The following is a 21,966-nucleotide window of genomic DNA, read 5'->3' on the forward strand; positions in this document are numbered from 1 at the left end:
ACCCGATGCGATTCAACCTCGTTGCCGCCGTCCTGCTGATCCTGATCGGCCTGTTCATGCTCGCCAGCAATCTCGGCTGGACGCACCTGAACCTGTCCAAGCTGCTGTTGACCTGGTGGCCGGTGGCCCTGGTGGGTGTCGGCATCGCGATGCTGTTCGGTCGCGGCAAATAAGGCAGTGCCCGGCCATGCCCGGGCACGCGCCAGAAACGAAAACGCCGGGTATGTCCCGGCGTTTTCGATGGGTGGTGATGCAAGCGATCAGGTCCGCGGCAGGGTCACGCCGGTCTGGCCCTGGTACTTGCCGCCACGGTCTCGGTACGACGTCTCGCAGACGTCATCGGCAGCCGCCTGGAAGAACAGCATCTGCGCCACGCCTTCGTTGGCGTAGATGCGCGCCGGCAGCGGCGTGGTGTTGCTGAATTCCAGGGTGACGTGGCCTTCCCATTCCGGCTCCAGCGGCGTCACGTTGACGATGATGCCGCAGCGCGCGTAGGTGCTCTTGCCCAGGCACACCACCAGGGTATCGCGGGGGATGCGGAAGTACTCGACGGTACGCGCCAGCGCGAAGCTGTTCGGCGGGATGATGCACTCGTCGGCGGTGATGTCGACGAAGCTGCCCGAGTCGAAGTGCTTGGGGTCGACAATTGTCGAGTTGATGTTGGTGAACACCTTGAACTCGCGCGAGCAGCGCACGTCGTAGCCATAGCTGGACGTGCCATAGCTGACGATGCGCTGGCCGTTGGCCTGCTTCACCTGCCCGGCCTCGAACGGCTCGATCATGCCGTGCTGCTCGGACATGCGGCGGATCCAACGGTCACTCTTGATGCTCATGCTTTGTCCTGGGGGTACGAGGGGGCGCGAGGATTCTAGCAGGGGCCCGGCCTCGGCCGGCGGCCCCTGCACCCGCACTTACAGCAGCGACGACAGGATCGGGATCGAGGCCCGTGGGCGCTTGCCGACTTCCTCGATCAGGCGCTGTGCGGCATGGCGGTAGGCCTGGGCCGGCGCCGAATCCGGCTGGGCGACGGTGATCGGGGTGCCTGCATCGCCCTGTTCACGGATGCCGATCTGCAGCGGCAGCGAACCCAGCAGCGGCACGCCGTACTGCGCGGCCATGCGCTCGCCACCGCCCTCGCCGAACAGGTGCTCGATGTGCCCGCAGCTGCTGCAGGTGTGCACCGCCATGTTCTCGACGATGCCCAGCACCGGCACCTCGACCTTCTCGAACATCTTCAGCGCCTTCTTCGCATCCAGCGTGGCGATGTCCTGCGGCGTGGTGACGATCACTGCACCGGCCAGCGGAATCTTCTGGGTCAGGGTCAGCTGGATGTCACCGGTGCCCGGCGGCAGGTCGATCAGCAGGAAATCCAGGTCGTCCCACAGGGTATCGTTGAACAGCTGGGTCATCGCCGAGGTGGCCATCGGGCCACGCCAGATCATCGGCGTGTCCTCTTCGATCAGGTAGCCGATCGACATGGTGTCCACGCCGAACGCACGCAGCGGCTCGATGCTCTTGTTGTCCGGGCTTTCCGGGCGGCCGGACAGGCCCAGCATGGCCGGCACGCTGGGGCCATAGATGTCGGCGTCGAGCACGCCCACACGCGCGCCGAGCTGCTGCAGCGCCACGGCCAGGTTCACCGAGGTGGTGGACTTGCCGACGCCGCCCTTGCCCGAACCGACCGCGATCACGTTGCGGATGCGGGCATGCGGCGTAAGTCCCTTCTGGACCTGGCTGACATGGGGACGGCGGGGAGAACTGTTCACAACGAGCACCGGCGGGGTCAGGGGGATAACCCGACATCATACAAGCTGGACGTAACCTGACTGAAATTCAGGATTGCGACAGATTCGTGCACAGATTGTTAAGTTCATGTTACGTTCGATAAGCACTGTTTTGAGCTGCGGAGCCGGATATTCCGGCCCGCGCGATGGCGCATGCGCAGTGCCGTTTTTGTTTTTGCTCTCCAATGGAACTACATGAAACACGTCAGCAATACCGCACGTCGCAACACGCTCGCCGTCGCCCTGATTTCCGCTCTGATGGCCGCCGCCCCGGCAATGGCCCAGGACAAGGCGACCAACCTGGACAAGATCACCGTCACCGGTTCGCTGATCCCGCAGACCCAGGTCGAAACCCAGACCCCGGTGATGTCCATCACCGCCGAAGACATCCAGACCCGCGGCTTCAGCAGCGTTGCTGAAGTGCTGCAGCAGTCGTCGCTGACCACCGGCGGCCTGCAGGGTGGCCAGACCTCGGGTGCCTTCACCCAGGGCGCCGAAGCCGCCGGCATGTTCGGCCTGAACCCGGGCTACACCAAGTACCTGATCAACGGCCGCCCGATGCTCTCGTATCCGGCGCTGTACAACGGCAGCGAGTCGTTCAACAACATCAGCGGCATCCCGATCGACATCGTCGAGCGCATCGAAGTCCTGCCGGGCGGCCAGTCGTCGCTGTACGGTTCGGACGCGATCGCCGGCGTGGTCAACATCATCCTGAAGGAACGCATGGACGGCGGCACGATGTCGATCCGTGGCGGCACCTACACCGAAGGTGGTGGCAGCAACATCCGCTTCAGCGCCGCCAAGGGCTTCAACGCGTTCGACGACCGCTTCCACGCGCTGGTCAACGTGCAGATCGAAAACGGCAGCCCGATCTGGGGCTACCAGCGCGACATCACCAAGCAGAACAACCCGGTCGGTTACACCGCGCAGCTGCCGTCGAACGACTTTGCCGTCATCGGCAACGCCGACAACAAGCTGTACATGATGGATCCGACCCGCTGCGCCAACGTGGCAGGCCTGTACGACGGCACCACCACCGTCGGCAAGCGTGCATCGGGCGAATCCTGCGGCTCGGTGTACAGCGCCGGCTACAAGACCCTGAAGAACGGCAAGAACAGCGGCCAGTTCTACTCGTCGATGACCTTCGACGTGAACGACAACTTCCAGCTGTTCGCCGACGTGCTGTACAGCAAGGAAAAGACCGAGTTCACCTCCGGCTCCAGCGCCCTGTGGTGGGGCACCAAGTCGGTGATGGGCGGCTTCTACGACCAGGGCCTGGGCAAGGTCGTGAACCTGCAGCGCGCGTTCGCGCCGGAAGAGATCGGCCCGGGCCACTACAACAACATCCTGAACTCCGATGAGAGCCGTTCCTACCAGGTCACCCTGGGCGGCAAGGGCATGGTCGGCGACTGGGACTACAGCGCCAGCTTCACCCGCGGCGAATACCGCCTGGACCAGAACCGCTTCGCGCGCTGGAAGGACAAGATCGAAGGCTTCTTCGGCGACACCGTGCTGGGCCCGCGCCTGGGCACCACCGCTGATGGTTTCGGCATCTACAACCCGAACTACACCGCCTTCTACTCGCCGATCACTCCGGACCAGTTCGCCAGCTTCACCGGCTATGGCACCCACCGCAGCAAGACCTGGCAGAACCTGGGTCGCGTGCAGGTAACCAACGGTTCGCTGTTCTCCCTGCCGGGCGGCGACGCCGGCCTGGCCGTCGTGCTGGAAGGCGGCAGCGAAGGTTGGGACTACTCGCCCGACCAGGCCTTCGTCGATGGCAACGCCTGGGGCGCCAGCGCCGTGGCCGGTGCCGGCCACCGCAGCAACTACGCGGTGACCAGCGAACTGCGCATGCCGGTGTTCGAATCGCTGACCATCAGCGCCTCGGGCCGCTATGACGCCTTCAAGATCGCCGACAAGACCGTCGACAAGGCCACCTACAGCATCGGCCTGGAATACCGCCCGGTTGAAAGCCTGCTGCTGCGCGGCAAGTACGGCACCGCGTTCCGCGCGCCGACCCTGTCCGATGCCTTCCAGGGCATGAGCGGCTCGTTCGCCTCCGGCCAGAACGATTACTACCGCTGCAGCCAGATGGGTTACGCCCTGCGTGACGAAGCCTGCTCGTTCTACAAGACCACCTCGGTGTACAGCGAAAAGTCCGGCAACCCGGACCTGAAGCCGATCACCGCCGACGTGTGGAGCGCAGGCGTGGTGTGGGCCCCGGTCAGCAACTTCTCGCTGTCGGTCGACTACTACAACTGGAAGATCAAGAACGAGGTCAAGACGCTGAGCACCGATCAGCTGCTGCTGGCCGAGTACCAGTGCCACAACGGCCTGCCGAACAACACCTCGGCCAGCTGCCAGAACGTGACCGACTGGGTGACCCGCGACGCCGGTGGCAACCTGACCCGCGTGTACACCCCGAAGCTCAACGTGGCCAGCCAGAACCTGGAAGCGGTGACCGTCGGTGCCAAGTACCAGCAGGACCTGGGCCGCTTCGGTTCGCTGATGTTCTCCGGCAACTACACCAACATGCTGAAGCGTGAAGTGGTGGCCCTGCCGGGTGCGCAGAAGCTGGACCTGCTGAGCGATCCGTACAACATGTGGTACTACGACAATTTCGCCAAGGTCCGCGGCGACGTGTCGGTGGGCTGGGCCATCTCCAAGTTCACCACCACCGTGTACGCCAACTACGTCGGCAGCACCCCGAACTACCTGGCCTACACCGGCCGCAGCTATGACTACGTCCACTCCTCCGGCGCCAAGGCCGGCAAGTGGGGCTCGTACACCACGTACAACATGAGCCTGAACTACCAGGCGCAGGACGATCTGACCCTGTCGCTGATGGTCAACAACGTGTTCAACAAGCTGCCGGAAGGCCAGCGCTACAACTACCCGGGCAACGAATCGACCCCGTTCAACGACGGCTTCTACAGCGTCTACGGCCGTCAGATCTCGGCCCAGGTCAAGTACGACTTCTGATCCCGTCGTATTCCGGACTCCGTGTCTGGACCAGGCCCCGCTTCGGCGGGGCCTTTTTTTTGGGCCCACTGCCCAGCGCGACCACACCCCGTTCACGGTTCAGACACCTTTGACATGAACCGAAATAAATCAATACAGATCAATGAGATGAAGGAAAAACGGGCACCCCGCAATCGCGAAGCCCGCCAGGAGCCCACAGTTTCATGACTCCTTCGTGAACGTTTGACAGCCTTGGTTAATGCCGTGTTAATCTCGAGTCATCGGCATGTGAAGCCGGTACCAGAACCCGGAAGGCAGCACGCTGCCGACACCGGCAAGGGGCACCCGGAGACACCGACGAAGACCTGTCCCGGTGTACGACGCAATCATTCGATTCAAGGGGATTTCAGATGATCAATCGCAAGTCGCTCAGCAAGCATCCGCTGAGCTTCGCCCTCGCCTCCGCCGTGCTGCTCGCTGCAGCCGCGCCGGCGGTCGCCCAGAGCGCCGCCAGCTCCACGCAGACCGCCGAAGAGACCGCCAAGACCAGGGCGACCAACCTGGACACGGTGACGGTCACCGGTTCACGCATCGGCCGTGACGTGTTCAATTCCGTCTCGCCAGTGCAGGTGATCACCCGCGAGGAAACCACCCTGGCCGGCTTCCAGTCGACCGCCGGCATCCTGCAGAGCACGGCAGTGACCGCCGGTTCGGCGCAGATCAACAATGCGTATGGTGGCTATGTCACCAACGGCGGCCCGGGCGCCAACACCGTGGGCCTGCGTGGTCTCGGCCCGACCCGCACCCTGATCCTGATGAATGGCCGCCGCGTCGCTCCGGCCGGCTCGCGCGGCTCGGTCGGCGCAGCTGACCTGAACGTGCTGCCCAATGCCATGGTCGATCGCGTCGAAGTGCTGAAGGACGGCGCATCCTCGATCTACGGCTCGGACGCTGTCGCGGGCGTGATCAACATCATCACCCGCAACAAGGTCGACGGTGTGACCGTCGAAGCCCGCCACACCGCGACCGATGGCGGCGGTGGCGAAGAGCGCCGCTACTCCGTCGTGTTCGGCAGCACCGGCGAGCGCGGCCACATCTCTGGTTCCTACGAGTACTACAACCGCGACGAACTGACCCTCGGCGACCGCAGCTGGTCCAGCTGCAACACCGACTATCGCCGTCGTGCCGGCGGCCAGGGCGCCTGGGGGGACGGCGACTACATCGACCCGCTGACCGGCAAGCCGAAGTGCTATCCGATCACGGGCACCGGCTCCAACGGTGTGACCATCAACACCATCGGTACCAACACCCTGGCTGGCGTCCCGGCACAGGGCGCCTCCGGCACCAGCTTCGACCGCTGGCGCCCGAACTCCTCGGTCACCTCCGGCCTGGTCGGCTTCGAAGGTGTGGGCCGCGGCTCCGCACTGAACAACAACATCCGCGACACCTTCGATCCGCGCACGCTGAACCGCTCGATGATCTCCGGCGCCAAGACCCACACCCTGTTCCTGCAGGGTGGCCTGGACGTCAATGCCCTCGGCAACGCTGAGGCCTACTTCGAACTGCTCGGCAGCCGTCGCGAATCGGAACAGACCGGCTATCGCCAGCTGTCGCTGGACTACCTGCGTGGCAGCCCGCTGATTCCGTCCAACCTGCAGGCCTCCAACTTCGGCGGCGGTGTCGGCGTCCGTGCCTTCATCGGCTACGGCAACGACAAGAGCAGCCAGACCGTCGACTTCTTCAAGGCTACCGCTGGCCTGCGTGGCGAGCTGAGCTCGACCTGGAACTATGACTTCTACCTGGCCCACGCGCGCTCGGATGCGGACTACACCCAGCAGTCGTTCCTGACCGACCGCCTGCGCCAGAGCCTGAACGTGGTCTCCAACGGTGCTGGCGGCTTCCGCTGCGTCGATGCCAGCAACGGCTGCGTGGCCGCCCCGGCACTGACCAGCGCGGTGATTGCCGGCAATCTGCCGCAGGCATGGAAGGACTACGTGTTCGTGCCGGTAACCGGCAACACGCTGTACACCGAAACCACCGCCAACTTCTCGGTCGATGGCCCGCTGTTCACCCTGCCGCATGGTGACGTGCGCGCCGCGTTCGGTGCCGAATGGCGTCGTGCCAAGATCGATGACACCCCGTCGATCCATTCGATCAACAACAACCTGTACAACCTGACCTCGTCCACCCCGACCCGCGGTACGGACTCGGTGCGTGAAGTGTTCGGCGAAATTGAAGTACCGGTGCTGTCGGGCGTCACCGCGGCCGAAGAGCTGACCTTCAATGCCTCGGCCCGCTGGACCGACTACCGCTCCTACGGTTCGGACGAGACCTACAAGCTGGGTGGCCTGTGGACCCCGGTCAAGTGGCTGTCGGTGCGCGCCTCCTACGGTACGTCCTACCGCGCTCCGGCGCTGTTCGAACAGTTCCTGGGTGCCACCAGCGGCTTCCTCAGCAACCAGATCGACCCCTGCAACAACTGGGGCGCGGATCCGGGCACCCCGCTGGCGGCCAACTGCGCGTCCGAAGGCCTGTCTCCGGACCACTACGCCACCCAGTCCGTGGCGGTCATCAACGGTGGCGGTGCGGCAGCAGGCCTGAAGGCGGAAACCTCGAAGAACTTCACCGCCGGCATCGTGCTGCAGCCGGAACTGCCGGGCTGGTTCGGTGACATCTCCTTCGCCGCCGACTACTTCAACATCGAAGTGGAGAACGGCGTGTCGCGCGCCGGTGGCGCCAACATCCTGGACCTGTGCTACAACAACCCGAACTTCCGTGCCGGTGGTGGCTTCTGCCGTCTGGTCGACCCGCGCAACCCGGTCAACAAGGCACTGACCGTGTATGACAGCTACGTCAACCTGGCAGTGGACAAGGTCCGTGGCTACGACTTCACCCTGCGCTACACCCGCGACGTGGGCCCGGGCACCCTGCGTGCCAACGTCCAGGTAACCCACTTCACCGAACAGTCCAACAAGCTGTTCGCTGATGACGCGCTGCAGGACTACAACGGCATGCTCAACACCCCGGCTTACACCGGCACGCTGGACCTGGTCTACAGCTGGAACAAGTGGCGCGCCCGTTACGGCCTGGAGTGGGTCGACTCGATGGATAGCTACGACTACTACAACCTGGATCCGGCCACCTCGGTGTACAAGTTCGCCGTACCGAGCTACTTCACCCACTCGCTGTCGGCCGAGTACACCGGCGACAAGTGGTCGGTCACTGCGGGCGTCCGCAACCTGCGCAACGAAGAGCCGCCGATGATCTCCTCCGGCGCCTACAACCGCGTGGGTAACGCTCCGCTGTACAGTGGCTACGACTATGTCGGCCGCACGTACTTCGTGAACGTCTCCAAGAGCTTCTGATAGTGCGCCAGAGCCGCCGTCCGCAAGGGCGGCGGCTTTTTTGCGTCCCGGACCTGCAACCAGGAACAGACAATGAAGAACGTCGTTTCCGCCAGTGCACTGATGCTGGCCCTCGCGCTGTCCGCCCCGGCACCGGCATCGGCCCTGCCGGCCGTTCCCACGATCGAGCAGCTGGCCGCCTTTCCGCAGCTGTCCAGCCTGTCCATTTCGCCCGACGGCAAGCACATCGCCGGCCTGCAGGCCAAGGGTGAAGATCGCGTCATCCTGGTCTGGAACACCGACAACCTGAGCGCTGCACCGACCGTGATCGGGTCCGGCCGGATGAAATTCCAGGGCGTCTCCTTCATCAAGAACGGACTGCTCGCCGTCAGCCTCTGGCAGCCCTACGACCTGCGCACGGACCGCGTGACCAAGACCTTCATCAGCAAGTTCTTCATTACCGACATCGAAGGCAAGACCTGGAAGGAGCCGATCACCCCTGCTCGTGCCAGCAGCCATGCGCAGGAACTGGAGCAGGCGCTTTCCAGCTCCAGTGTGCTCGATACGCTACCCAACGATCCGGACCACATCCTGGTCATCAATGGTTCGGGTAGCAATGCCGGCGACGTATACAAGGTGAACGTACGCGACTTCACCACCCAGCGCATCCAGAAGACCGAAGAACGCGTGGCCGGTTACATCACCGACCTCAACAGTGAACTGCGTGCCCGTCTGCGCCAGGACGTGGATGGCACCGGCGCCTACGTGGCCACAGAATTCCGCAACCCGGCCACCAATGCATGGGAGGAACACTTCCGTTCCTATGTAAAGAACCGCGACATCAACCAGGTGGTCGGTTTCGCCGACGATGCCAACATTGCCTTCATCCAGAGCAATGTCGGCCGCGACAAGACGGTCATCTATGAATATGACATCGCCGCGCGCAAGCAGAAGGAGGTGCTGTTCGAGCACAAGTTCTTCAACGCCGGCGATGTGCGCGTCAACCATTACAAGGGCGTGGACAACATCCCGTTCGGCGCGCTGCTCGGCGTGGGCTACAGCGGACCGCGCGGCAACGAGGTGGAATGGACCAACGGGTCCTTCAAGGCGTTGATTGCCGGCCTGCGCCAGGCCTTGGCGATCAAGGCCAGCCCGGTGGCGCTGATCGACCCGGCCACCGGCCAGAACGCCACCGTGGAGCTGGACAACGATCAAGCGGTCAGGGTCGTCGACTTCAGCGCCGACATGAAGACCATCATCGTGGCTACCTCCGGCCCTTCCAACCCGCCCGAGTATCACCTGCTGCACGACGGCAAGCTGACCCTGCTGGCCAAGACCTATCCGCAGATCCAGCCAGCAGCGCTGGGCACCACCCGGCTGGTCTACTACAAGGCACGCGACGGGCTGGACATTCCGGCGTTCCTGACCACGCCCAACACCGAGCTGTGCGGTGCCGGTCCCTGGAAAGCCGTTGTGCATCCGCACGGCGGCCCGTGGGCACGCGACGGCATGGACTTCGATGGCTCGATGTGGGTCCCCCTGATGGCATCGCGTTGCATGGCGGTGCTGCGCCCGCAGTTCCGCGGCTCGGCCGACTGGGGCCGCAAGCTGTGGATGGCCGGTGATGCCGAATGGGGCCAGAAGATGCAGGACGACAAGGACGATGGCGCGCAGTGGATGATCGACCAGAAGATCGCCCAGCCCGGCCACATCGCCATGTTCGGCTTCTCCTATGGCGGCTACTCGGCGTTCGCGGCTTCGGTGCGTCCCAATGGCCTGTACAAGTGCGCCATCGCCGGTGCCGGCGTCTCGGACATCAAGAAGATCTGGTCGCGCTTCTATACCAACCCGTTCTTCCGCCAGGCCCAGGCGCCGACCGTGGCCGGCCTCAATCCGGTCGACAAGGCCGGCGAAATGAAGATTCCGTTGATGGTCTACCACGGTGACCGCGACCGCACGGTGCCGATCGAGCAGTCGGAGTGGTTCGTGAACAAGGCCAGGAGTTCAGGCCAGCCGGTCGAGTTCCACGCCATCGCCGACTACGCGCATGGTCCCGCCTGGACCCGCGCGATCATGGGCGACCAGCTCAGGCTGATCGACGACTACCTGGGCAAGGGCTGCGGCGGCGGCGGCCTGTAAGCCGCACCGCTTCCTGCAAGGGCGCCCATCGGGCGCCCTTGCACGTTCTGGCCCTTGCGCCCGGCCATGACCTTCGACACCCTTGCAGGCCAGGCCGGCGGCGTATCGTTCGGCCCACGGCCGTACCTGCGGCTACTCCCTGACTCACTCGGCCTGGAGGCCAAGAATAGTGATGACGCGCACTCCCAAGATCGTCCTGCTCAGCCTGGCCGTGTCGGCCGTGCTGGCCGGCTGCGGCAAGAACGAAACCCCGGCCAAGGATGCCGCGACCCCCGCCCCGGCCACCGCCGAAGCCACTACCTACAAGCTGGACGACAGCAAGCTGCCGGCCTACAACGCCTTCCAGCCGAGCGACCTGGACACCACCAAGGACGCCTGCACCGCCTTCGGCGACTACGTCAACAGCAAGTGGCTGGCCGCCAATGAAATCCCGGGCGACCGCACCAGCTGGGGCGCGTTCACCATCCTCGACGAGCGCTCGGTGGCCGTGCAGCACCAGCTGGCCGAGCAGGTCGCGCAGGTCAAGACCCCGAACCACATCGAGAAGATCGTCGGCGACCTGTGGGCCACCGGCATGGACGAAGCCAAGATCAATGCCCAGGGCATCGAGCCGCTGAAGGCCGACCTGGCTGCGATCGACGGCCTGCAGGACAAGGCGGCCATCGCCAACTACCTGCGCACCAGCGCCGCCAAGGGTGACAATATCCTGTTCGGCTTCGGCGCCGAAGCGGACTTCAAGAACTCCGCCGTGAACATGGCCTATGCCAGCCAGGGCGGCCTGGGCCTGCCGGATACCACCTACTACACCGATGCCAAGAACGCCGACAAGCTGAAGGCCTACCAGGCGCACGTCGCCAAGGTGCTGGAACTGTCCGGCGTGGCCGCGGCCGATGCGGCCAAGCAGGCCGAGGACGTGGTCAAGTTCGAAACCCGCCTGGCCAAGGCCTCCAAGTCGCGCGTGGAGCTGTCGCGCAACGTCGAGCTGTACTACAACCCGGTCACCCTGGCCGACGCCGACAAGCTGACCCCGAACTTCAGCTGGACCGAGTTCTTCAAGTCGCAGGGCGTGGCCGCGCCGGAGAAGTTCTCGCTGGCCATGCCGGCCTTCCATGAGGAAGTGAGCAAGTCGCTGGCCGACACCGATCCGTCGGTGTGGCGCGCCTACCTGCGCTTCCACACCGTGGACAGCGCCTCGCCGTACCTCGCGGACGCCTTCGTGCAGGAGAACTACGAGTTCTACGGCAAGACCCTCAACGGCCAGAAGGAGCAGAAGCCGCGCTGGAAGCGCGTGCTGGGCACCATCGAAAACGATGCCGGTGAAGCCTTCGGCCAGCTGTACGTGAAGGTTGCCTTCTCGCCGGAAGCCAAGGCGAAGATGGAAGAACTGGTGAAGAACCTGGCCGCCTCGCTGAAGGACCGCATCCAGGGCCTGAGCTGGATGAGCGAGGAAACCAAGGCCAAGGCCATCGCCAAGTGGGAAACCTTCACCCCGAAGATCGGTTACCCGGACAAGTGGCGTGACTGGTCGGGCCTGCAGACCCAGCGCGACAGCTACCTGGGCAACGTGCGCGCGGCCAACGAGTTCAACTACAAGTTCAACCTGTCCAAGATCGGCAAGCCGGTGGACAAGACCGAGTGGGGCATGACCCCGCAGACCGTCAACGCCTACTACAACCCGCTGCAGAACGAGATCGTGTTCCCGGCCGCCATCCTGCAGCCGCCGTTCTTCGATCCGAAGGCCGACGACGCGCTGAACTATGGCGGCATCGGTGCGGTGATCGGCCATGAGATGACCCACGGTTACGACGACCAGGGCGCACGCTTCGGGCCGACCGGCAACCTGGAAGACTGGTGGACCCCGGCCGACAAGAAGAACTTCGAAGGCCTCACCGGCAAGCTGGTCAAGCAGTTCGACCAGTACAAGGTCGACGGCCAGGCAGTGAACGGCCACCTGACGCTGGGCGAGAACATCGCCGACCTGGGCGGCCTGGCCACCGCCTACGACGCCCTGCAGAAGGCCACCGCCGGCAAGGAAGATGCGAAGGTCGACGGCTTCACCCGCGACCAGCGCTTCTTCTTCAACTGGGCCACCGTGTGGCGCACCAAGTACACCCCGGAAAACGCCAAGGTCCGCCTGGCCACCGACCCGCACGCCCCGGCGCAGTTCCGCGCCATGGGTGCGCCGTCGAACCTGCCGACCTTCGCTGCCGCGTTCCAGTGCAAGGCCGGTTCGCCGATGGCCCGCACCGGCGAGCAGCAGGTGGTGATCTGGTAAGCCACGGCTGACGCTGCGGCAGACCTGCAAAGGCCCGGGAATTCCCGGGCCTTTGTTTTTCCGGGGTGTTTTTCATCCACGCATGGCGTGGATCTACTGATCTCGGCACTCCCCGGTAGCGGCCGACCCTGGTCGGCGAAAGCAGCGTGATGCGTGCATGCCGCGTCGATGCGCGGCTTGCTATAGTGCGCGCGCCCTCAATCCATCACGGATTCGTTCCACATGCCCAATTTCCGTCCGCTTGCCATCGCCCTGGGCATCAGCCTGGCGACCCTGGTCCCGACCCACGATGCGTTCGCCGCCGCCAAGAAGAAGGCCGCGCGCGCCCCGGCCGTCAGCGCCCAGTGCAGCGACTTCTACGACGCCACCAATGCAGGCTGGCTGAAGGCCAACCCGGTGCCGCAGACCGGTGCCACCACCGCGCTCGGCCAGCTGGTCGACCGCAGCCGCCAGCAGCAGCGCGAACTGCTCGACGCCGCGATGAAGTCGCCGCAGGGCAACGTGCAGAAGCTGCTGGGCGACTTCTGGGCCAGCGGCCTGGACGAAGCCGCCGTGGAAGCGGACGGTTCCAACCCGATCGCGCCGCTGCTGACCCGCATCAACGCCATCAAGAAGGCCAAGGATGTGCCGGCCTCGATCGCCGCGCTGCACCAGGTCGGCATCCCGGTCGCCTTCAACTTCGGCCCGGACGTCGACCTGAAGGCACTGGACCGCCACATCGGTTACTTCATGCAGGGCGGCATGGGCCTGCCGGATCCGGCGTTCTATACCCGCACCGACGCCGACACCGTGGCGCTGATGGGCCGCTACCGCAACTACGTCAAGCAGATCCTGGCGCTGACCGGCACCCCGGCGGCCAAGCTGGATGCAGAGTCGCAGTCGGTCATCGCGCTGGAGACCGAGCTGGCGCGCAATGCGCAGTCGCTGGCCGGCATCAACAACCCGTTCAACAACTACGCGCCGATCTCCACCAAGGAGCTCAACAGCCGTTACCGCAACCTGCAGCTGGACGCGTTCCTGAAGGCACAGGGCGTGGACGACGACCTGGTCTCGCTGGCCGACCCGGGCCTGTTCAAGCAGCTCGATGGCATGGTCACCAAGCTCAAGCCGGACCAGTGGAAGGCCTACCTGCGCTGGCGCGTGGGCGACTCGATGGCGCCGTACCTGTCCAAGGCCTACCGCGACGCAGAGTTTGAGTTCCGTGGCCGCGTGCTGCGCGGCGAAACCCTGCCGCCGCAGCGCTGGGAGGACGTGCTGGACGCGATCAACGTGGCCGCCGGCCCGATGGTCGGCCGTGAATATGCGGCCCGTTACCTGTCGGCCGAAGACCGTCGCCAGGCGGCGTGGATCGTCGACAAGCTGCGCGAAGTGCAGATCGAGGCGGTCAAGAACAACAGCTGGATGAGCGCCGAAGCCAAGACCGAAGCGCAGGCCAAGCTGGCCGCGCTGAAGATCGAGATCGGCACGCCGCTGCGCGACCTCGACTACAGCGTGCAGCCGATGGGCCGCGGCTCGTTCGGCGGCAACATGCTGATCGCTTCGACCTGGCGCCACCGCGAGGAAATGAAGCGCATCGGCAAGGGCAACGCCGACCGCCGCTGGGATGTGCTGCCGCAGCAGCCGTCGCTGGCCTACGACCTGGCACAGAACCGCCTGATCGTCACCGCCGCGATCCTGCAGGGCCCGGTGTTCAACGCCAAGGCCGACGCCGCCGACAAGTTCGGCAGCTTCGGTGGCCTGGTCGGCCATGAGCTGACCCGTGCGATCGACGCCAAGGGCGCGCTGGTCGACGCCAAGGGCGAACTGCGCAGCTGGTGGACCCCGGCCGACAAGACCGCCTGGACCCTGCTCGGCAACCGCGTGGCCGCGCAGTACAGCGCCTACGACTTCCCGGGCGTGAAGGGTGCCAAGGTCAACGGCACGCTCACCCAGGAAGAGAACCTGGCCGACATCGCCGGCCTGGAGCTGGCTTGGGCGGCCTATACCGCGCAGGAGCCGAAGGCCAAGCAGGCGCAGCAGCAGGGCTTCTTCCGCGCCTGGTCGACCCTGTGGGCACAGCAGCTGTCGCCGAACGAAGCGGTGCGCCGCCTGACCGCCGACATCCGCGCGCCGGGCCTGTGGCGCAGCAATGGCACGCTGGCCAATCTGCCGGCCTTCGGTGCCACCTTCAGCTGCAAGGCCGGCCAGCCGATGCAGCGCAGCGAAGCCGACCAGATCAAGGTCTGGCGCTGAGCCATCCGCAGTAGCTGGAATACAGAGGGCGCCTTCGGGCGCCCTTTTTTGCGGGTGCAGCACGATCCCGGGTTAACACCGCGCGTGCTATCGCTGCGGCTTCGTCCATCGCGGAGCCCCGACATGGCACACAAGAACACGATCTGTGTCTGGTACGACAACGGCGCACTTGAGGCCGCCACCTTCTACGCCAGCATCCTGCCCGACAGCGCGGTGACCGCCGTGCATCACGCCCCGGGTGATTTCCCGGATGGCAAGGAAGGCAACGTGCTGACGGTCGAGTTCACGGTCTGCGGCATCCCCTGCGTCGGCCTCAACGGCGGTACCGCGTTCAAGCACAGCGAAGCCTTCTCCTTCCAGATCCAGACCGAGGACCAGGCCGAGACCGACCGCCTGTGGAATGCGATCGTCGGCAACGGTGGCCAGGAGAGCCAATGCGGCTGGTGCAAGGACCGCTGGGGCATCTCCTGGCAGATCAGCCCGCGCATGCTGATCGAAGCAGTGACCAGCAAGGACAAGGCATTGGCCAAGCGCGCCTTCAACGCGATGATGCCGATGAAGAAGATCGACATCGCCACCATCGAAGCGGCAATCAAAAAAAGGGACGGAGGGGATTAAGTCGTTTCTCCCCCCCTGTGTGCAGATGCAGATTGCGACTTAATCCCCTCCGTCCCCTTTTCGCGAGGTGCTGATGACCTGGGATGCGATCGTCGTTGGCGGTGGCCACAACGGCCTGGTCTGCGCGGCCTATCTGGCGCGCGCTGGAAAGAAGGTACTGGTGCTGGAACGTCGTGGCGTTCTCGGCGGTGCCGCAGTCACCGAGGAATTCCATCCCGGCTTCCGCAACTCGGTGGCGTCGTACACGGTGTCATTGCTGCAGCCGAAGGTGATCGACGACCTGCAGCTGCATGCGCATGGGCTGCGCATCGTCGCGCGTCCGGCCAACAACTTCCTGCCGTTGCCGGACGGCCGCTACCTGTTGTCCGCGCCAGGCCGCACCCAGGCCGAGGTCGCGAAGTTCTCCGAGCGGGATGCGCAGCGCTTGCCCGCGTACGAGGCACGCCTGGAGATTTTCGCCGACGTACTGCGCGCATGGGCCCTGCGCACGCCGCCGGACCTGGGTGCAGCAGGCGGTTGGCGTGCCCTGCCCGCCCTGTGGCAGATGGGCCGTCTCGGTCGTGAACTGGCGACGCTGGATGCCTCGCTGCGGCAGGAACTGCTGGACCTGTTCACGCTGTCGGCGGCCGAGTACCTGGATCGCTGGTTCGAGAGCGAGCCGATCAAGGCGCTGTTCGGCTTCGATGGCATCGTCGGCAACTACGCAAGCCCGTATACACCGGGCAGTGCCTACGTACTGCTGCACCACGTATTCGGCCAGTGCAATGGTGTGAAAGGTGCATGGGGCCACGCGATCGGCGGCATGGGCGCGATCAGCCAGGCGATTGCGGCCTCGGCACGCGAGGCCGGTGCGGAACTGCGCGTGGAGACCGGTGTACAGCGCGTGCGGATTGAACAGGGCCGCGCGGTGGGTGTGGAACTGGCCAACAGCGAGATCCTGCGCGCACGCGCGGTGGTCGCCAACGTCAATCCGAAGCTGCTGTACGAACAATTGCTGGAACCGGCACAGGTACCCAACGCAACGCGCGAACGCATGGCGAACTGGCGCTGCGGTTCGGGCACGTTCCGGATGAACGTGGCGCTGTCGCGGCTGCCGGAGTTCAGCGCCCTGCCCGGCCCCGGCGATCACCTCAGCGCCGGCATCATCATGGCACCCAGCCTGGACTACATGGACCGCGCCTGGCTGGACGCGCGCCGCGACGGCTGGTCGCGCGAACCGATCGTGGAGATGCTGATCCCCAGCACGCTGGACGATTCGCTGGCGCCGCCCGGGCAGCATGTGGCCAGCCTGTTCTGCCAGCACGTGGCACCGGTGTTGCCCGAGGGCCGCCATTGGGATGATCACCGGGAAACCGTGGCCGACCTGATGATCGCCACCGTCGAACGGCATGCGCCCGGCTTCACCGCCAGCGTGCTCGGTCGGCAGGCGCTGTCGCCGCTGGATCTGGAACGCACCTTCGGCCTGGTCGGCGGTGACATCTTCCACGGCGCACTGACTGCCAACCAGTTGTTCTCGGCACGGCCGATGGTCGGCCAGGCCGGCTATCGCGGCGCCCTGCCCGGCCTGTACCTGTGCGGTTCGGGCACCCATCCCGGTGGTGGCGTCACCGGTGCGCCCGGGCACAATGCCGCGCAGGTGGTGTTGCAGGATCTGTAGAGGTGTGCCGACCAACGGTCGGCACCTACCGCGTCAAATGATCCCATTCAAAGCGTGCCAACCAAGGTTGGCACCTACCCGCGTGGGACAAGGTGTGCCGACCAAGGTTGGCACCTACCGCGTCAAATGATCCTTCGGATCATTTGACGCTGCGCAGATGGTTCGGGCGCTTCGGTGGGCCGGGCGGGCGACGCTTGTTGAACGGCGGTTGCCCACGCCAGTAGCGGATCAGCAACCAGCCGAACAGCATGCCGCCGAGGTGCGCGAAGTGGGCCACGCCCGGCTGCCAGCCGGTCATGCCCAGCACCAGCTCGCCCACGCCGAACAGGATCACGAAGGTACGCGCCTTCATCGGGATCGGCGGGAACAGCAGCATCACCCGCTGGTTGGGGAACAGCATGCCGTAGGCCAGCAGCAGGCCGAACACGCCGCCGGAAGCGCCCAGCACCGTGGCCGGGTTTTCCAGCAGCGTACCCACCAGCAGCTGGCAGACACCGGCACCGGCCACGCAGACCAGGTAGTACAGCAGGAAGCGCTTTTCGCCCCAGGTCTGCTCCAGCGGCGCGCCGAACATGAAGACCGCCAGCATGTTGAAGAACAGATGGCCGAAGCTGCCATGCAGGAAGCCGTAGGTCAGCAGCTGCCAGGGCTGGAAGTTGCCGCCCGGCGAGAATGCGTCGAAGCCCTGCTGCAACGGCTGCAGCATGAACGGCTCGAAGGTCTGCATGCCGAGCAGGAACGGCTGCTGCAGCAGGAACAGGATCGCGTTGGCGATCAGCAGGGCCTTGGTGACGGTTGGCAGTCGCGGGAACATGGGAGCACCGGCATGGAACGGCCTCCATCATAGCCGCAGCATCGTGTCTTGTTGGCGACCCGCAGGTACGGCCTGTTCAGTCGACAGCGATGCTCAGCCCGGGCCCCACACGGCCGCGTCCAGCGCCGCGGCCGGATCGGTCGCCGGCATCCGCACCCGGCCGTTCTCCACCACCACGCCCTCGGCGCGCAACCGCTGTGACTGCTCGCGCCAGCCGGCCGACCCTTCTTCCATGGCAATGCGCCCATCCGAGCGCAGCACGCGGTGCCAGGGCAGGTCCGGGTCGTCGTTCTGGCCCAGGATGCGCGCGGTCAGGCGTGCACGCCCGGGCAGGCCCGCACGCATCGCCACCTGGCCGTAGCCCATCACCTGCCCCGCCGGGATCGCGCGGATCACCGCCAGGATGCGCGCACGCGCCTGCTCAGGCGTCAGCGTCGCAGGCGGGTCACCAGCAGAACGCCGATCAGCACCAGCACGGTGCCGGCGATCTGCGCCGGCCCCATCGGTTCGTCGAGCAGCCATAGGCTCATCACGATCGTGGAAACAGGGCCCAGCATACCGACCTGCGCGGCCAGCGACGAACCCACGCGCTGCACTGCCAGCATGATCGCCAGCACCGGCAGCACCGTGCACACGGTGGCATTGACCAGCGACAACCACTGCACCGGCGCCGGTGCCTGCCACAGCAGTGGCAGCGGATGGGTCACCGCGAAATGCAGCAGCACCAGCACGCTGGCCACGCAGCTGGCGTAGGCGGTCAGCCGCACCGCACCGATGCGCGCGACCACCTGCCCACTGCCGAACAGGTACAGCGCATAGCTGAGCGCGCTGCCCAGCACCAGCAGGCTGCCGACGATGATCTGCCCACCCTCGCGCTGCAGGTCATGGCCGAAGGCCAGCAGCACGCCCAGGTAGCTCAGCACCAGCGCGCCGATCTGCCAGCGGCCCGGTCGCTGGCGCGCCAGCAGCACGTTGATCAGCAGTACCAGGGTCGGGTTCAAGTACAGGATCAGCCGTTCCAGGGTCACGCTGATGTACTGCAGCCCCTGGAAGTCGAGCAGGCTGGACAGGTAGTAGCCGGTGAAGCCCAGCCACAGCACGCGGGCACGATCGGCCCAGGACAGCGGCTCGGCCCGCCGCGCGGCCCACACGGCCATCAGTGCGAACAGGGGCAGCGCCATCAGCATGCGTAGCGCGAGCAGCGTGGTGGCATCCACGCCGTGGCGCAGCCCGAGCTTGACGATGATCGCCTTGCCGGAAGCAGCGATGGCGCCGATCGCGGCCAGGCCGATACCCCCCAGCGCGATGCGAGGGGAGGCGGTAGCGATACGGGAAGCGGTGTTGGACATCAGGACGACGGCGGGCCGCGCGGAGCGGCTGGGGAAAGCGTGGGGGCGGCCATTGTCGCATGGGGGCGTCCGGTGCCCGCCCCGGTAGCGCTGAGCGTGCCCGAATGCCGCCTTCTGTAGAGTCGAGCCATGCTCGACTGCTTTCGCACGGCAGTCGAGCATGGCTCGACTCTACAACCGCAGGTCAGCGCATCAGCACCACTTCCTCGGCCGAGGTCGGGTGGATCGCCACGGTGTCGTCGAACTGGGCCTTGGTCGCCCCCATCTTCACCGCCACCGCGAAGCCCTGCAGGATCTCGTCGGCCGCTTCCCCCAGCAGGTGGATGCCCACCACCCGTTCGTCCGGGCCGGCGCAGACCATCTTGAACAGGCTGCGCTGGGTGCCGTTGGCCAGCGCCTGCAGCATCGGGCGGAAACGGCTGTGGTAGACGCTCACCTGGTCGAAGCGCGCGCGCGCTTCCTCTTCGCTCATGCCCACCGCGCCCAGCGGCGGATGCGAGAACACCACGCTCGCCACGTTCCCGTAATCCATCTTCGACTGCGGGCGCCCCCCGAACAGCCGATCCATCAACCGCCGCGATGCGGCCACGGCCACCGGCGTCAACCCGACCTTGCCGGCGATGTCACCCACCGCATGCACGCTCGGCACGCTCGTGGTCTGCCATTCGTCCACCTGCACCTGCTGGTGTTCGCCGATGCCGATGCCGAGCGCTTCCAGGCCAAGGTCGCGACTGTTGCCGCGGCGACCGGTCGCGAAGAACACTGCATCGAACACGTTGTCGAGCGGGCCGTCATTGCCGAACGCACGCACGCGTTCGCCATCGCGCTGCAGCTCGCGCAGGCGGTAGTCGAAATGGATGCGCACGCCCTGCTGCTTCAGGTTCTCGGCCAACTGATCGGTCAGCTCGTAGTCGAAGCGCTCCAGCAGCCGCTTGCCGCGCACCAGCAGGCTCACGCGGCTGCCGAGCGCCTGCAGCAACCCGGCCAGTTCCACCGCGATGTAGCCACCGCCGATGATCGCCACCTCGGTCGGCGCCGCACGCAGGTCGAAGAAATCGTCGGAGACCAGGCCCAGCTCCGCGCCGGGAATGTCCGGGCGCAGCGGATGCGCGCCGGTGGCGATCAGGATGTGCTCGGCGCTGTAGCGCACGCCATCGCTGCAGGCCACGGTGTGCGCATCAAGCAGATGACCACGTGCCGGAATGCGCACCACGCCGGTTTCGTCCAGGCGCTTGTGGTAGCTGGTGTGGATGTTGCTGATGTAGGCCTGGCGATGGATCACCAGTTCCTTCCACGACAGCGCCGGGCGCGCTTGCACATCGAAGCCCATCGCGCTGGCCAGGCCGATGCGCTCGTGCAGGTCGGCCGCCAGCCACATCGCCTTCTTCGGCACGCAGCCAACATTGACGCAGGTCCCGCCCAGCTCACCGGGCTCCAGCATTGCCACGCGCTTGCCGTGCTGCGCGGCGCGGATCGCGCCGGCCAGGCCGGCGGAGCCGCCGCCAAGGACGATCAGGTCGTAATCATAGGATGCAGTGCTCATCGGAATCGCTCGGGTCGGTAAGGGGCAGGATCGATCGCTGGCGTGCGGCCGCAGACGAGATCGGCGATCAGCTGGCCGGTGCCCGCGCTCATGCTGATGCCGAGCATGCCATGCCCCGCTGCAAGCCAGACGTGAGGATGCGCGGGCGCGCGGCCGATCAACGGCACGTCGTCCACGCTCATGGGGCGCCACCCGCACCACTGCTCCTGCAGCTGCGCACCGCGCGGCGCGCGCAGGTAGTGGTCGGCGGCCTGCTGCAGGGCCTGCAGGCGGCGCGTGCGCAGCTGCGGGTCGGCGCCGGCGAACTCCATGGTGCCGCCCAGGCGCAGCGCGTCGCGCCAGGCAATCACGAACACGGAATGGTCCTTCAGTACGACTGGGCGCTGCGGCACCTGCTCCGGTCGCGACCAGGTCAGCGAATAGCCCTTGCCGGGCTGGATCGGCACGCGCAGGTCCAGTTGCCGTGCCCAGTCGCGCGACCACGGGCCGGTGGCCAGCACCAGCTCACGCGCCCGCACGGTCTGCTGGCCGGCCTGCACGCGTACGCCCCGCGCATCGTCACTGAATCCCTGCACGTCCACCTGTTCATCGATCACCACGCCCTGCGCGCGCAGCAAGCGCGCCAGCTCAGCGGTGTAGCGGTCCGGACGCAGCTGCGCATCGCCGGGAAAGTGGATCGCACCGGCGAGGCGATCATGGAACGCCGGATTGTCGCGCGCATAGTCGCCGCCATCGATGCAGGCCGTGACAATGCCCTGCGCGTTCAGCGCCTCGCACTCCGCCGCATGATGGTCGAAGTTGCGGGCGTCACCGAACACATAGTCCAGCCCGCGTGCAGCGAATTCGCAGTCCAGCGCATGCGTATGCACCCAATGGGCCAGGCGCAGCCGTGAATCATTCAACAACGCGCCGCGTGCCCGTGTGGAGTGCAGCCAGTCGCGCGCATTGCAGCGCGCTCCGAACTGCAGCAACCAACGCCACAGCGTCGGATCCAGCCGCGTACGCACGTACAATGGCGCACGCGGATCGAGCATCCAGCGCAGCGCACGCAACGGCACGCCGGGGGCCGCCAGCGGTGGCGCATGGCTGGGCGTGACGGTGCCGCAGTTGCCATGCGACGTCGCGCCGCCGACGCGCCCGCGATCGATCACCCGCACCTGCCGCCCCTGCGCACGCAGCGCGAGCGCGGCGGCCAGTCCAATGGCACCGGCGCCGACCACGATCACATCCTCGTGTGCGCCCTGCAT

Annotated in this window: 15 protein-coding genes; 8 read left to right on the forward strand and 7 right to left on the reverse strand. The window is 65.9% G+C overall.

Annotated features, from left to right (window positions below; translation table 11 throughout):
- Positions 1 to 5 precede the first annotated feature (5 nt).
- Entirely contained in the window at positions 6 to 173 is a 168-nt protein-coding gene (locus tag AB1281_RS13860) for a LiaI-LiaF-like domain-containing protein (protein ID WP_005418011.1), read from the forward strand.
- An 87-nt stretch (positions 174 to 260) separates the two neighbouring features.
- On the opposite strand, the gene dcd is transcribed toward AB1281_RS13860, so the two are convergent.
- On the reverse strand, positions 261 to 833 hold the full coding sequence (gene dcd, locus AB1281_RS13865) for a dCTP deaminase (protein ID WP_014037995.1): 573 nt from the start codon (positions 831 to 833) through the stop codon (positions 261 to 263).
- 78 nt (positions 834 to 911) lie between these two features.
- Positions 912 to 1,766, reverse strand: a complete 855-nt coding sequence (apbC, locus tag AB1281_RS13870) for an iron-sulfur cluster carrier protein ApbC (RefSeq protein WP_042359268.1) — start codon at positions 1,764 to 1,766, stop codon at positions 912 to 914.
- Between the two features lie 213 nt (positions 1,767 to 1,979).
- On the opposite strand from apbC, the gene AB1281_RS13875 reads away from it, so the two are divergent.
- The 7 genes from AB1281_RS13875 (at position 1,980) to AB1281_RS13905 (ending at position 17,013) form a co-directional block, all read left to right on the forward strand.
- Positions 1,980 to 4,769, forward strand: coding sequence for a TonB-dependent receptor plug domain-containing protein (locus AB1281_RS13875; protein ID WP_072168514.1), 2,790 nt, complete (start codon positions 1,980 to 1,982; stop codon positions 4,767 to 4,769).
- Between the two features lie 389 nt (positions 4,770 to 5,158).
- Entirely contained in the window at positions 5,159 to 8,113 is a 2,955-nt protein-coding gene (locus tag AB1281_RS13880) for a TonB-dependent receptor plug domain-containing protein (protein WP_430346184.1), read from the forward strand.
- 72 nt (positions 8,114 to 8,185) lie between these two features.
- Positions 8,186 to 10,231: an alpha/beta hydrolase family protein gene (locus AB1281_RS13885; RefSeq protein WP_430346185.1), complete on the forward strand. Its 2,046-nt coding sequence runs from the start codon at positions 8,186 to 8,188 to the stop codon at positions 10,229 to 10,231.
- Positions 10,232 to 10,403: 172 nt separating this feature from the next.
- On the forward strand, positions 10,404 to 12,506 hold the full coding sequence (locus tag AB1281_RS13890) for a M13 family metallopeptidase (protein ID WP_075677053.1): 2,103 nt from the start codon (positions 10,404 to 10,406) through the stop codon (positions 12,504 to 12,506).
- A gap of 222 nt (positions 12,507 to 12,728) precedes the next feature.
- The gene (locus tag AB1281_RS13895; protein WP_014038001.1) at positions 12,729 to 14,738 is read left to right on the forward strand and encodes a M13 family metallopeptidase; all 2,010 of its coding nucleotides are present in this window, start codon (positions 12,729 to 12,731) and stop codon (positions 14,736 to 14,738) included.
- Between the two features lie 123 nt (positions 14,739 to 14,861).
- Positions 14,862 to 15,356, forward strand: coding sequence for a VOC family protein (locus AB1281_RS13900; RefSeq protein WP_430346186.1), 495 nt, complete (start codon positions 14,862 to 14,864; stop codon positions 15,354 to 15,356).
- Positions 15,357 to 15,429: 73 nt separating this feature from the next.
- The gene (locus tag AB1281_RS13905) at positions 15,430 to 17,013 is read left to right on the forward strand and encodes a phytoene desaturase family protein (RefSeq protein ID WP_430346187.1); all 1,584 of its coding nucleotides are present in this window, start codon (positions 15,430 to 15,432) and stop codon (positions 17,011 to 17,013) included.
- Between the two features lie 139 nt (positions 17,014 to 17,152).
- Here the strand turns inward: AB1281_RS13905 and AB1281_RS13910 are convergent, their stop codons facing one another.
- The 5 genes from AB1281_RS13910 to AB1281_RS13930 form a co-directional block, all read right to left on the reverse strand.
- Positions 17,153 to 17,827, reverse strand: a complete 675-nt coding sequence (locus AB1281_RS13910) for a rhomboid family intramembrane serine protease (protein ID WP_005410509.1) — start codon at positions 17,825 to 17,827, stop codon at positions 17,153 to 17,155.
- A 93-nt stretch (positions 17,828 to 17,920) separates the two neighbouring features.
- Positions 17,921 to 18,349 carry an MGMT family protein gene (locus AB1281_RS13915; RefSeq protein ID WP_430346188.1) on the reverse strand — a complete coding sequence of 143 codons (429 nt, stop codon included), beginning with the start codon at positions 18,347 to 18,349 and terminating at the stop codon, positions 17,921 to 17,923.
- The gene (locus AB1281_RS13920) at positions 18,256 to 19,176 is read right to left on the reverse strand and encodes a DMT family transporter (protein WP_075677048.1); all 921 of its coding nucleotides are present in this window, start codon (positions 19,174 to 19,176) and stop codon (positions 18,256 to 18,258) included. The genes AB1281_RS13915 and AB1281_RS13920 overlap by 94 nt, the downstream gene beginning before the upstream one ends.
- Before the next feature lie 184 nt (positions 19,177 to 19,360).
- On the reverse strand, positions 19,361 to 20,719 hold the full coding sequence (gorA, locus tag AB1281_RS13925) for a glutathione-disulfide reductase (RefSeq protein ID WP_430346189.1): 1,359 nt from the start codon (positions 20,717 to 20,719) through the stop codon (positions 19,361 to 19,363).
- Complete coding sequence (locus tag AB1281_RS13930) at positions 20,716 to 21,966, reverse strand: FAD-dependent oxidoreductase (protein WP_430346190.1); 1,251 nt, start codon at positions 21,964 to 21,966, stop codon at positions 20,716 to 20,718. The genes gorA and AB1281_RS13930 overlap by 4 nt, the downstream gene beginning before the upstream one ends.

The sequence above is a fragment of the Stenotrophomonas sp. NRRL B-14846 genome (assembly GCF_050473585.1).
Taxonomy (GTDB): domain Bacteria; phylum Pseudomonadota; class Gammaproteobacteria; order Xanthomonadales; family Xanthomonadaceae; genus Stenotrophomonas.